Source organism: Paenibacillus sp. FSL H7-0331, assembly GCF_001956045.1.
Genome location: NZ_MRTH01000028.1, coordinates 64,542 through 77,261, shown reverse-complemented (window position 1 = coordinate 77,261; position 12,720 = coordinate 64,542). Strand labels below are relative to the sequence as shown.

Annotated in this window: 12 protein-coding genes; 7 read left to right on the top strand and 5 right to left on the bottom strand. The window is 46.0% G+C overall.

Annotated features, from left to right (window positions below; translation table 11 throughout):
- Positions 1-61 precede the first annotated feature (61 nt).
- The 5 genes from BK127_RS29805 to BK127_RS29785 are packed head-to-tail and all read left to right on the top strand — an operon-like array spanning position 62 to position 5,130.
- The gene (locus BK127_RS29805; protein WP_076235780.1) at positions 62-997 is read left to right on the top strand and encodes an ABC transporter permease; all 936 of its coding nucleotides are present in this window, start codon (positions 62-64) and stop codon (positions 995-997) included.
- An 11-nt stretch (positions 998-1,008) separates the two neighbouring features.
- Complete coding sequence (locus BK127_RS29800) at positions 1,009-1,884, top strand: carbohydrate ABC transporter permease (RefSeq protein WP_076235779.1); 876 nt, start codon at positions 1,009-1,011, stop codon at positions 1,882-1,884.
- 48 nt (positions 1,885-1,932) lie between these two features.
- Positions 1,933-2,826: an AraC family transcriptional regulator gene (locus BK127_RS29795; protein ID WP_076235751.1), complete on the top strand. Its 894-nt coding sequence runs from the start codon at positions 1,933-1,935 to the stop codon at positions 2,824-2,826.
- Positions 2,827-2,857: 31 nt separating this feature from the next.
- Positions 2,858-4,192: an LLM class flavin-dependent oxidoreductase gene (locus BK127_RS29790; RefSeq protein WP_076235750.1), complete on the top strand. Its 1,335-nt coding sequence runs from the start codon at positions 2,858-2,860 to the stop codon at positions 4,190-4,192.
- Positions 4,192-5,130: a dipeptidase gene (locus BK127_RS29785; RefSeq protein ID WP_076235749.1), complete on the top strand. Its 939-nt coding sequence runs from the start codon at positions 4,192-4,194 to the stop codon at positions 5,128-5,130. The genes BK127_RS29790 and BK127_RS29785 overlap by 1 nt, the downstream gene beginning before the upstream one ends.
- Positions 5,131-5,280: 150 nt before the next feature.
- Here the strand turns inward: BK127_RS29785 and BK127_RS29780 are convergent, their stop codons facing one another.
- Both BK127_RS29780 and BK127_RS29775 read right to left on the bottom strand, forming a co-directional pair.
- Positions 5,281-5,709, bottom strand: coding sequence for a DUF6157 family protein (locus BK127_RS29780; RefSeq protein ID WP_076235748.1), 429 nt, complete (start codon positions 5,707-5,709; stop codon positions 5,281-5,283).
- A 197-nt stretch (positions 5,710-5,906) separates the two neighbouring features.
- Positions 5,907-7,994 (bottom strand): hypothetical protein, encoded by a 2,088-nt coding sequence (locus tag BK127_RS29775; protein ID WP_076235747.1) that lies wholly within the window; start codon positions 7,992-7,994, stop codon positions 5,907-5,909.
- 388 nt (positions 7,995-8,382) lie between these two features.
- Here BK127_RS29775 and BK127_RS43990 point away from each other — a divergent pair, with 388 nt between their 5' ends.
- Together BK127_RS43990 and BK127_RS29765 are read left to right on the top strand one after the other, a co-directional pair.
- Positions 8,383-8,658: a hypothetical protein gene (locus tag BK127_RS43990; protein ID WP_076235746.1), complete on the top strand. Its 276-nt coding sequence runs from the start codon at positions 8,383-8,385 to the stop codon at positions 8,656-8,658.
- 558 nt (positions 8,659-9,216) lie between these two features.
- Positions 9,217-9,576 (top strand): winged helix-turn-helix transcriptional regulator, encoded by a 360-nt coding sequence (locus tag BK127_RS29765; RefSeq protein ID WP_076235745.1) that lies wholly within the window; start codon positions 9,217-9,219, stop codon positions 9,574-9,576.
- An 87-nt stretch (positions 9,577-9,663) separates the two neighbouring features.
- On the opposite strand, the gene BK127_RS29760 is transcribed toward BK127_RS29765, so the two are convergent.
- The 3 genes from BK127_RS29760 to BK127_RS29750 all read right to left on the bottom strand — a co-directional run bounded on the left by BK127_RS29760 (position 9,664) and on the right by BK127_RS29750 (position 12,272).
- The gene (locus BK127_RS29760; protein WP_076235744.1) at positions 9,664-10,227 is read right to left on the bottom strand and encodes an NAD(P)H-dependent oxidoreductase; all 564 of its coding nucleotides are present in this window, start codon (positions 10,225-10,227) and stop codon (positions 9,664-9,666) included.
- 582 nt (positions 10,228-10,809) lie between these two features.
- Entirely contained in the window at positions 10,810-11,019 is a 210-nt protein-coding gene (locus tag BK127_RS42640) for a helix-turn-helix domain-containing protein (protein ID WP_256711505.1), read from the bottom strand.
- 77 nt (positions 11,020-11,096) lie between these two features.
- Entirely contained in the window at positions 11,097-12,272 is a 1,176-nt protein-coding gene (locus BK127_RS29750) for an MFS transporter (RefSeq protein ID WP_076235743.1), read from the bottom strand.
- Between the last annotated feature and the right edge of the window lie 448 nt (positions 12,273-12,720).

Below are 12,720 nucleotides of genomic sequence, written 5' to 3'. Positions count from 1 at the left end.
GTCTATCATTTTTTATATGAGAAAGGGTGTACCTATGCGCCGGAACGCCGCCCCCCAAGCCATGACGACTCAACATAAACGAAAACCTGGCGCTTCGAAGTATGCCAAGGATTTCTTACACAATAAATATTTATATCTGCTCATGCTCCCTATCATCGCTTATTACGTTGTCTTTCATTATATGCCCATGTATGGTGCGATCATTGCCTTCAAAAACTTTTCTCCGGTGAAAGGCATCTGGGGAAGCGAATGGGCCGGCATGGAGCATTTTCAAGCGTTCTTTTCCAGCTATTATTTCTGGAGGCTGCTCACCAACACGCTGCTCCTCAGTTTGAATACACTGTTGTTCGAATTTCCGGCTCCAATTCTGCTCGCCTTGCTGCTTAACGAGGTGCGGAACCGTCGCTTTAAAAATATGGTGCAGACGATTGCTTACATGCCTTATTTCATTTCGCTTGTCGTCATTTGCGGGATCGTTAAGGATTTTACCGGCAGCGGTGGTTTCGTCAATCTCGCCTACACCTTTGTCACGGGTACGGATGGACAAGCGTTGCTGCAAAAGCCGGAGTTATTTCGGTCGATCTACGTGTTATCGGAAATTTGGCAGAAGATCGGCTGGGAATCGATTATTTATATGGCCGCTTTGACCGGGATCGATCAGGAGCAATACGAGGCAGCCAGAATCGACGGTGCAAGCCGGCTCAGACAAATGTGGCATATTACGCTTCCCGGACTGATGCCCACGATTATGATTATGCTGATTCTTCGTATCGGCAATATGCTGAATGTCGGTTATGAAAAAATTATTTTGTTATATAATCCTGTGATCTACGAAACAGCCGATGTGATATCGACCTCGGTATACCGCAAAGGGCTACTTGAAGCGAACTGGGGATTCAGCTCCGCGGTGGGACTATTCAATTCGGCGTTCAATCTGCTTCTTCTGGTGGGCGCGAATTATCTCAGCCGCAAATGGAGCAAGAACAGCTTATGGTAAAGGTGGTACCTATGAACACTTCGCGTCTCTCAGATAAACTCTTTAGCTGCATCGTTACAATATTACTTTCTATTCTGGCTGTTCTGACTTTGTACCCCCTGTTGTATGTCGCTTTCGCATCCGTAAGCGATGGCAGCCAGTTGATCGCTCATCAGGGCCTGCTCTGGAAGCCTCTTGGCTTTAACCTCGGCGGCTATGAGAAGGTTCTTGCCAATCAAGCCTTGTTTAAAGGTTACATCAACACGTTGTTTGTCGTCGGCGCCGGTGTTGTATTGAATGTGGCACTGACAACCTCAGCAGCATTTGTGATGTCGAGAAGAAACGTGCTGTGGAACAAGTTTTTTATATTTTTTATTATCTTCACCATGTTCTTTAACGGTGGCTTGATTCCGCTCTACCTGATCGTGAAGCAAACCGGTCTCATCAATTCGTTGTGGGCTGTGGTCCTGCCTTTTGCCATGAATACCTTTCATTTGATCATTATGCGAACTGCCTTTCAAGCTCTGCCCGAAACGTTGGAGGAATCCGCCAAAATGGACGGTGCCCACCACTTGACGATCCTGCTGCGAATCATTATTCCTCTCTCCATGCCTGTCATTGCGGTAGTTACTTTATACTCTGCCGTAGACCGCTGGAATGCCTGGTTTTATGCTTCGATTTTTTTGAAGGATCGCGGGCTGTATCCTCTCCAGCTTGTGCTGCGTGAGCTGCTGATTGCCGATTCGACGGATACGATATCCAGCGGCGCTGTTAACGAATTATTACAGATCGGAGAAACGATCAAATATGCTTCCATCATGGTCGCAACCTTACCGATCCTGTTAATTTACCCATTTCTGCAAAAGTATTTCATCAAAGGCGCTTTGATCGGTGCTATTAAGGGCTAATCTGATGGAAGCTGCCTACCAGCCTTGTGGAAAGAAAGAGGTGGATACATGAGTCAAATGGTGGAACCTAAGCCGAAGTTTCAGGAAAACAACTACATTTTCCATTATCGTCGGATCACTCAAGAAGGAGATTGGGAGCAGATTCATTCCCACCAAGGCATCGAATTTCTATACGTGCATGAAGGCAATGGTCATCTTATATTTGATCAGAAGCTGCATTCGGTATCGGCCGGTACCTTACTGATGTGCCAGCCTTACCAGCTGCACAAATTCAAAATGAATATTTCCCGGGAATCGCCTTATATTCGGACCGTGTTTGTGTTTGATCCTTTTTTGTTTGAACGCTATGCAGCAGCTTTTCCCGCTCTGCACGCTTTTTTTCATAAAATTTGGAAGGCAAGATTGGACCAGCAGGTTTTTCAGCTTAATCCCGAGGATCAAATGCTGCTCAGTCAGCTGCTTCAGGATTTCCATAAAAGTCTTAATTCCTGTCCCGGCTTGCAGCAAACCGAAGAGGTTGTACTCTTTCTCTTCACCCTGCTGCGGGAATTCCGCAAGCTCGCCGAAGCTGGACAGAAGCATGCGTCTGACGGTTCGCTCCGAACCAACAGCCGACATGTCGAGCAGATGATGGCATGGATCGAAGAGCATTTTCAGGAAGAGTTTTCGCTGGATCGTTTGGCGGAGAGCCTGCACTTATCCCCCTACTATGCATCCCATTTGTTTAGTAAGGAAACGGGCTGTACATTGAGCCAATACGTACTGGCTCACCGCTTACGCGAGTCCCGGCTGCTCCTATCAACCACCGATTTAACGATCGCTCAGGTTGGACAGCAGACCGGTTTCAACAGTAGTGCTTATTTCGTCAAATCGTTCAAAAGCAAGATGGGGATGACTCCACATACGTATCGCAAGCAAGTCAACAAATCATTCGAGGATTAAATCAGGGGCCAATAGAAAGGGGAACTCAGCTATGAGCAATGAAAATAAGCAAATGAAGCTTGGTGCAATACTAATGGAAACCGGACATCACGTCGCGGCTTGGAGACATCCCAATGCCGGGGCCAGCAGGGTTGTAGACGTTAAGTACTATCAGGAGATGGCTCGTACAGCAGAACGGGGCAAGCTGGACCTCGTTTTTTTTGCCGATACGCTTGGTGTTCCTAACTACAACTCCTTCTTCGATCACAATGTGACCATTCGTCTGGAGCCGCTTACTTTGCTTGCTTCCCTGGCAGCGGTTACGAGCCACATCGGTCTGGCAGCCACAGCCACAACCACTTATAACGAGCCTTTCCATGTCGCGCGCATGTTCTCATCACTAGACCATATTAGCGGAGGACGCACCGGCTGGAACGTGGTGACATCGGCACTAGCTGACGAAGCGTTGAATTTCAGTAAAGAATACCATTTGGAGCATTCCCTCCGTTATGAGCGCGCCAAGGAATTTTTGAAGGTCGTGACCGGATTATGGGACTCCTGGGAAGACGATGCTTTCCTATTCGATAAGGAGTCAGGACATTTCGCGGACAGCAGCAAAATGCATGTCCTCCATCACCGCGGGGAGCACTTCAATGTGCGCGGCCCCCTTAACATCTCGCGCTCCCCTCAGGGCTACCCTGTCATTATTCAAGCCGGCTCATCGGAAGAAGGCCAGAATCTAGCAGCTCAAACGGCCGAACTCGTTTTCACCGCACAGCCTACACTAGAAAGAGCACAAGCTTTTTACGCCGGACTCAAAGCTAAGGTTGCCGCATTCGGACGATCAACGGATGAGCTGCTCATTATGCCTGGTGTGTTTCCTGTGATTGGAGCCACCGAGCAGGAAGCCAAGGATAAGCTGGAGCAACTGCAAGAGCTGATACACCCCGCAGTCGGAATTGACGTTCTCTCACGTAAGCTCGGACACGATATTTCCGGATATCCTCTGGACGAACCGTTGCCTGACCTGCCTGAAAGCAATGGAGACAAAAGCCGGAATCATTTGCTTATCGATATCGCCCGCAAGGAAGGGCTGACCATTCGTGAGCTGTACATGAGGGTAGCTGGATCACGTGGTCATCATACAGTCGTCGGAACTCCGGCACAGGTCGCCGATCATCTGGAGGAATGGTTCGTTAAGCAAGGCGCGGACGGCTTTAATATTATGTCTCCGTACTTGCCGGATGGTCTGGATGAGTTTGTCGATCTCGTCGTACCGGAATTGCAAAGACGTGGACTGTTCAGGACGGAATATGAAGGGACCATGCTTCGTGATCATCTCGGGTTGTCTCGTCCAAATAATCAATTCGCACGGGAGGCGAGATAATGAAAGTTATCGATGCGCACTGCGATGTGCTGAACAAGATGATGCTTCACCCGGAGATCGACTTTCATGATGCGGATCGCCTGAATGTTACGCTTGAGCGTTTGATTGAAGCGGGCTCTGTCTTGCAGCTGTTTGCCGTCTATATGTCCGTACAGATCGTCAATCCGCAATTCGATCACATCCTGAAAGCTATTGATTTGTTTGCTTCCAAAATTGTATCTCACCCAAAGATGATGCAGATCCGATCCGCAGCCGATTTACGGCAGGCTGAGGCAGAGGGTAGAATCGGAGCCATGCTGACACTCGAAGGCGTTGAAGCGTTAATGGGACGAGAGCTTTATCTCAGGACGCTCTTTCATTTGGGCGTCCGCTCTATCGGGATCACATGGAACTATGCGAATTGGGCAGCCGATGGGGTGAAGGAACCGAGACAAGGAGGCTTTACGTTAAAGGGCAAGCAATTCGTGAAGCAATGCGATGAGCTCGGCATGATTCTGGATGTGTCCCACCTGACGGAGAAGGGGTTCTGGGAGCTCACAGAAATGTCCGAGCGACCATTTATCGCCTCACATTCCAACGCCTACGTCGTCTCTCCCAACGAACGCAATTTGACCAAAGATCAAATCCAGGCGATCCTGCAAAAAGACGGGCGTATTGGCCTCACCTTTATTCCCCCTTTGGTCAATTCGGAGAAGCCAGCTGTTATGACCGACCTGCTGCGGCATATTGATTATATAGCCTCGCTGGGAGGCAGTAAGCATATCGGCTTCGGATCCGATTTTGATGGTACAGCCCAGTTTACGAACGGACTTGAGCATATGGGTAGATACAACGCGCTCGCAGAGCTTCTTGCCAACCACTATTCGAATGATTTTGTGGAAGGCTTACTGCACAGAAACTGGCGCTCCTTCTTTGACAAACAATTGCCTGCTACATAACTACCTTTGTTCATAACCACCCGTATAGCTATTAAGCTTGGCCTGTTACCGGACGAGTCCGATGGTATTTATTTGCTTTGTGAAAGTAAATAAATTATCTTACCTCCCCCCTCCTTCTTGGTTTAGAGGGGGGCCTCGACTGAGGATATTCTACTTTCCCTTGCTATTGCGCATAGCGGCGACCAGCTTGATCTCGGCATGATCGCCATCGATAAAATGCTGATACTCAGCAGATTCCATAGGGACGAGAGCCATTTTTCCTTCCGAATTAAAATGAATGCCCCATCCGTATTTCTTGGGCAGCATGGATGCCCTTAGACAGGCCGTCGGTTTTTGAAAAAACTCATCTCTGTATTGAGTTCCATGATCCAATAATACTTCTTGCGGAATTTCCTTGTGCCGAATGTGTACTTCGTACAACAACTCCTCTTGCGTATATACATAAGGAGCCTGCGACACTAACTCAAATTCAATTCCGGGCTTCGTCTTTCCAGATTTCTTATCTGGCGGCACCATACCCATCACTGCGGGACAGTCCGGCGAAACCGTAATAAACGTATTATAATAATTCCATTCCACAGCTAACCCTCCATCCACAATGAGTTATAAGTGTTGCAGAAGCCAGTTGGATAAAACGATACCAGCCGCTGTTTTCTATGCTTGTTTTTCTCCATTATAACACGAATAAAAGCCCATTTGATTGATGGGCCTGCCGAAGCATACAACGAGCTGAGACCACACCGTTTCACGGTATGGCCTCCTTGTATCATTACTCATTACGGCTCAAACCGCCGCGCCAGCTCCACATCGCTTCTTACATCCTCCGCATAATATGGGTAACCGAAGGTTCGCTTCACCCGGGCCATAAAATATGGCTTGTTATGCTGGCTCCAGAAAAATCCAAGACGCTCCCAATGGCCGCAGGCTTCCTCCAGCAGGACAACAGCCTGCTCTTGATGGGATGACTTCCCATTGAGCCTGTACCGATTCAGCTCCAGTGCTGCGGCAAACTTGCAGCGGTAATAGTGTCCCATCGCCGCGTAGGCTTGTAAATCCAGCAGTGTGCATTCCGCATGACTACCCCGGTATTCGCCAAGTATTGTCTCCAGATGGGCTGCCGCAAGCTCCGTAGATTTGGCTGATTCATCAAGAATGCGTATAATATCGGCAGGTGTTTCCCCGTATTGTGCCTGTAAGGCCTCCAACCGTCCATCTTGCTCAGCCTGAGCATACTCAACAATACCCATCACGCCTACTCCAGGCATCGGAACACCGTCGACAAAATCGAGAATCGTTTTGAAGCCGCTCACCTGGGACAAGCAGCTCTCTGCATGCCATTGGAAATCGTAGTCGATCCAGAACAAGCGATTTACAGCAGGTATAATTCGCGAGGCCACTCGCAAGCCCTGTAAAAAGTCGGGAGCATGCTGCGGTCCATATTGCTTTTGCAATAAATACGTCCACGTCGAATCGTCGGTTTCCGGGTCATAGGCAAGTCTTCCCCATAGCTGGAACTGCAGCAGGTGCCGCTCAAAATCATACTTCCACGTTTTATGTCCATGGTCGATATGCTGAAAATCGCGTCCCCACACATATCCATCTGAGCCCCAATAAAATCCTTTAATGTAGGGTTTGATCATTCCTTTTACATAGGCCCTCACATAATCGGGGTCACCCCAGCGGTGGGTGAATACATCATCATTACGTACCGTATATAAAATTTGGGTCGATGACAGATCAATCCCGTCCCAAGCGTCCCACAGCTTCTCGAACTGCGGCTCCGGATGGGAGTAAGCATGGGCATTCGAATATTTCCAGCTAATATAGAACTGCTTCGGATCGAATAACGGCTGTACCAGCTCCTTGATTTCCTTCCCGGCACTCTGCATATTGGTACGATGAATGAACGGGATGGTTCGCCCCGACTGCTTGATGGCTTCCACATACGTTTCGACGATCCATTGCTCCCGTTCATGCCCGCTGCCATCCATCCATTCGCTTGCCGATGTCCCCAAACCCTTAAGCTCAGGATAGGTTAACAGCACCTGCAGCACCATCTCACGAATATAATCGCGGATTACCTCGGATTGGCCGCGAAAGCGATTAAGCGGCAGCCCAACGCGGTGAATCAGCTCATCGTACATGTCGCCGTAATCACCAACATTTTCCGGGAGCCCCAATCCGCGTGCTACCTCCGGCGTCAGCCTGATATTCCATGTAAACAAATAAATATCAATACCACGATTGGCTGCATGACGAAACAGCTCTCGGAAAAAACGGATATTGCGGTCGATCTGTACATCGCTGTAAGGATTGGCTTCCCTGTACTTGGACGATACGACCATCAGATGGTAAGGGTGCTCCGACCACAGACTGAGGCAATTGTAGCGATTCAGCGCCAGCATATCGATATACGCGCGCCAGAACTCGATATCCATACAAGTAGCCGCATTCAGTACAAAAGGATCTCCATCATCGAATGGAACATAAGGAAGATTGTACTTGATACCACGAACACCTAGCGCAGGCTCACGGCAGATCTCCTCGTTCTCCTTCAAATCCGCTCCACACCCAATGCGTTCAGCCCACTCCAGACACCCATACATGACACCTCGGGAATCCGAGCCCTCAATGTGTACCCGGTTTCCACTTTTATAAATACGAAAGGCTTCATTCGCATACAACGGAGCCTGATTTCGTGCTGTCGGCATGTTACGAATTACGATTCCTTGATCAGGCAGCACAACCGTTCCATGTCCCTCAAACTGCTCGATATAATAAATACCTTTAAGCTCAAAAGCTTTTTTCAACTGCTCCACACCAAATTCAATTACAGCATCACGATGATTGTAAATCAGCTTCACGGACTTGTCCTCCCTCAACCCTATTCTCGTTCACTTAACCTTGCATGTTCAACACTTTTTGAAGACTGGCCCCATGTTACCATGGATCAGCACGGCGCTGAACAGACACTTTTTGTACTGTTGAAGGTAAGACATTGCCTGTTATCCAATTACAGCCGTAGTGCTGCTCCAGACTTACATGTATCCATTAAAGGGAGACAAATATTCACCCCCATGCTGCTCATTTACATAGGTAAGACAAAAATTGATCTGACGAAAAAACACAGAAAACCAAAAAAAACTACTACAGCAAGATTAACTATCAGGTATTTCCAGTCTTCTGTCGAAGGTATATACCGCATGGGAGAAAAAGATTGTCACAAGAGACGGAATCATCCATGCATGGAGCATGGCTTATGCTTGTAAAAATCCAGACTGCGCACACGTAGGCGTTGCGTATAAATCTGCTGAAGCTGAGATGCTTAGCATGAAGCATTCCTCGTATGGATATGACGTGCTTGCTCTCGTTGGGGAACTACGCTTTAAGCAACATCGAACGGTTGCGGAAGTTGCCGAAGCATTGAACGAACAAGGCATTCCAACGAGTCAAAGACATGCTCAAAATTTGTACGAACGTTATCAAATCTTGCTTTCAGCGAGTTTAGATGATCGTATTAGTGAATGATGCACTGCGCCAAGAACATGTCATTTCACGACTGCGCTCAGTTTGCTTTACTCGCTATAAATCTCGAAAAACATTGTGGGATCAGCGTTTAACCAACGTTATATTACGCAAAAAATTTAATCGCAATAGCGCAGGCTACCTCAACGACTTAGAGCAAAAATGGAATTCACTTATGATCTAGTTAATTATGCTGTCATAGTTAAAAAACTATTTGGTTAAGGGAAGGTCGGCTTATTTGGAAATGGAAAGGACAGTTAAACCCAGTTCAGACATTGTCATAGAGGGTTATTTAGATACATTCTCCATTGTGAATCGAATATCTGAAGAAGTAACAAAAAGGTTATCTTTACTCAACTAACCGTTTCCTATTTTGGCCAACACTCGCCCTCCGCGTTCGCGCTGCCATCGTTCCGGTCCCATTCCTTTTCTAAAATTTATTCAAATTTAGGATATATCAAATTTTATAGCGATTTACATCCTTTCAATAAGATTGCATAATGATGTATTATAAAGTATGCATATTTATATCATATACTTACCAAAAGGAGAGTGTAACTTGTGCGCGAAACCTATATTCCAACTGGTGTGAAACTAAAAGAAACTGGCTTTGGATACACGTTGTCCTTAATAGGCGGTAAATATAAAATGATCATTATGTATTGGCTGTCTGAAAATAAGGTAATGCGGTTTAATGAGCTGAAGCGATGTATCGGTACCATTTCCTTTAAAACGCAAAGCATCATGTTAAAAGAGCTGGAGGCAGATGGGCTTATCATACGCAAGGAATTTCCCCAAATACCTCCAAAAGTTGAATATTCATTATCTGAAAGAGGTCTTTCTCTCATTCCATTGTTAAACATGATGTGCGAGTGGGGAGAGAAAAACAGTTCGCCAGCTCTGGAAGCTGTACAGCGGTAGGCATAGTTGTTTTGTTTATATTACAAAGAAGTATCTCCTGAACAGGGAAATACTTCTTTTTTATAGCAGTCTTAATAAAGCTAATTATTACAGATTGTCAAGAAAACTCAAATAATTTAGTGTGCTTTTTTCCAATTCACTTACAGACGGCTCGTTTTCTGTAACAGGCACATTTTCACCAGGCTCGTTTTCCGTACCATAATACGCAAAGAACGAACGATAATTTGCATTGCAGTATAGGAAGGTAGTTTCAAAAGGAGATAATAAATAATCAAGTACATAGTGATATCTTCCATCTTCACTATAATCTTCTTTTTTACTTCCGGCAGATACAGCTAAAGCAGCTTTGCGATTCTTTAATTTATCTCCTCCATTTGAACCATGAGCCCACCCATAAGTTAAAACATCGTCAAGCCATTTTTTAAGGAGAGGCGGACAATTAAACCAATATATAGGGAACTGCAAAACAAGATTACCATGTGATTCAACCAATTTTTGTTCTTTTTTCACGTCTATGCTTCCATCAGGGTAAGCCTTATGCAATTCGTGAACCGTATACTTTTCAGGATATTTTTTGAGTTCTTCTATCCATCGCTTATTAATCACGGATGTTTCTATGCTTGGGTGTGTCACGACAACAAGAGTTTTCAAAGATTTGTCCTCCTTATTTCTTATATAGCCTCTCGGCATTCGCCGAGGCAGACGGTGCAAGGGTTTCCTTGAACCGTTAAACTTGCTTCCCTCCTACTTTTCAGTAGGAGTTTTTTATTTTTCAGTTCAATGAACTGGGAAATAAAATTCACAATTTCGTACTTTAAAGCACGAAAATTCACTTGACTTTTCTAAAGTGCCCAAACAATTGCGCCAGAAGGGGCTTTCCTTCCCTACGGCTTCGACCATGCCAAATACGGCCGAACCTTCCATACCTGCAACAAGGATAACCCCCGGTTGTTTCCCGATGTGGCCAGAAGCTCAGAACAGTGGAATCTCACCTACAAACGCCGCACCACCGTGGAGCGCTGTAACAAGCGAGAGAAGAACGATTACAACTTGAGGCAGGTCGCCATCGTTCCACCAAGATGTGGTACATCCGTCTTTACGGCATTATGATGTGCCAGCACATGGATGCTTGGTATCTTCATAAGCGTGAGGAACTTGAGGCCAAACAGCACGATTTATTGCCTCAAATAGCTTAACTCGCATAGCCTCCCGGCTAAACTGTGACGGGCTCTTTTAGCCTACGCGGAAGGTCGCATCGGAGGCGGGCAAGGTTTCCTTTAACATTAAGCGCCGTGCTACTTGCAAACGCACCGTTTTCTGGTATTGCAACGGGCTCAACGTAGTGACGAGCTTGAAATGTTTATGAAACGCCGACGTGCTCATGTTTACGGACTTTGCAAGCTGCTCGATCACGAGCGGACGGTCGTATTGCTGGTTAATCAACTGGATCGCTTGAGCGATTTTGTGCGCGTTGACTTTTGCAGTTGGTTAAGCACCAATCTTTTAGATATTAGTTTCTTCTATATCTTTCTAAGTTCTGGTGGAGTTTTAGAGTGGGTTACTCGTAAATATACCATAACGGTTGTTGCAGCGATGGCAACAACCGCAGCTCCAATCCAACTAATCAAAGCTAAGGAAGCTTGTTCCACGACTACGCCTCCAATTCCTGCACCAGCACCCATAGCAAGCTGTAAAACTGAAGTATTCATACTCACCATAATGCCTGAAGCCGCCGGAGCAAGCGTCATTAAGTGATATTGCTGAGTTGGACTTGTTGACCAAGCGGAGAGAGCCCAAAATATGAGCACAAGGAAAGCGATAGCAGGCCATTGGGCTGATAATGACAGTAGAACTAAGGCTACTGCATGCAGTACCATACTGACAAATAAAGTACGAGGGAATCCCCATTTATCTGTACTATAGCCGCCAAACTTTGAGCCGAATAAGCTGGCAATCCCGAAAGCGAATAAAGCAATGATGACTGTTTTACTGTTCATCCCTGTAACCGACAGTAGGAAGGGAGAAATGTAGGTGTAGACAATAGAATAACCAGAAATCCATAAGAAAGTGATCATTAGGGCTGCCATTATTTTCGGTTGCTTAATTAAAGCAAGCTGTTTGCGCAAGGGAACCGATTCATCGCCATTTGAGCGTGGGATGACTAAGAGTATAACGATCATCGCAAGAATACTAAGTGCACCGATTCCTCCGAAGATTAATCTCCAATCATAAACGGAAGCAATAACTCTGCCTAGCGGAACACCGATAATCAACGAGGTGCTAAAGCCCATAAGGAGCGTTGCAATTGCACTTCCTTGTTTATCAGGTGGAGTCATCTTGGTAGCGACAGTAAAGGAGGTTACTACGAATACTCCCATGCTTAGTGCAAGAATAACGCGTGAGACTATAAGAAATCCAAAGCCAGGTAAAACCACCGCGATAATATTTCCAATCACAAATACGCCAAGTGAATAAACTAAAAGCTTGCGTTGCTCCATTCGTGCTGTAAATGCGATAAGGAAAGGTGTTCCAAAAGCATAGGCGAGTGAAAAAACAGTAATGAGCTGACCAGCAGCAGCGACGGAGACATTAACGTCTCTTGCAACTGTGTCTAGAATCCCTGCTATGATATACTCGGATGTTCCAACCAAAAAGCTAACAGCGGCTAATAAGTAAATTTTCCAGACATTTGACATAAAATTATCCCTCTTTCTTAAGTTTCAATATTTCCAAGTGTATAGAAATTATTTATTTCATTCTTTGAGTATAAAGATCGTACTATAAATATGTAAGTACGCACTTTTAGTACAGGTACTGTCATAAAGGTGAGTGTCACCCTGAGCATATGCACTAAATTTAGTTAACACCGTATTATGATTATTAAACTCCCTCGGGGAACTATAGTTCAACATCGAAAGGGCAGCTGCGTGGCAGCCCTTCGCTCAGCTAACGGGCAGCATAGTTTATTAATCTAAGATTGTTGTTGAAGTGATAAAAGTTCTTACCTAAGCACTGACGGTTGCTGTCCCGGCATACCGATTGCTGAATCCATACTTTATGAATCTCAAAACCAATGAAAAGGGACCCCGGTTCAAAATTGATTATTCGCGACAAAAAAACGTGGACACTCATGAGGTGTCCACG

Coding starts and splice junctions, on each gene's coding strand:
- BK127_RS29805 (WP_076235780.1), top strand. CDS start 62: ATGACGACTCAACATAAACGAAAACCTGGCGCTTCGAAGTATGCCAAG.
- BK127_RS29800 (WP_076235779.1), top strand. CDS start 1,009: ATGAACACTTCGCGTCTCTCAGATAAACTCTTTAGCTGCATCGTTACA.
- BK127_RS29795 (WP_076235751.1), top strand. CDS start 1,933: ATGAGTCAAATGGTGGAACCTAAGCCGAAGTTTCAGGAAAACAACTAC.
- BK127_RS29790 (WP_076235750.1), top strand. CDS start 2,858: ATGAGCAATGAAAATAAGCAAATGAAGCTTGGTGCAATACTAATGGAA.
- BK127_RS29785 (WP_076235749.1), top strand. CDS start 4,192: ATGAAAGTTATCGATGCGCACTGCGATGTGCTGAACAAGATGATGCTT.
- BK127_RS43990 (WP_076235746.1), top strand. CDS start 8,383: ATGGCTTATGCTTGTAAAAATCCAGACTGCGCACACGTAGGCGTTGCG.
- BK127_RS29750 (WP_076235743.1), bottom strand. CDS start 12,272: ATGTCAAATGTCTGGAAAATTTACTTATTAGCCGCTGTTAGCTTTTTG.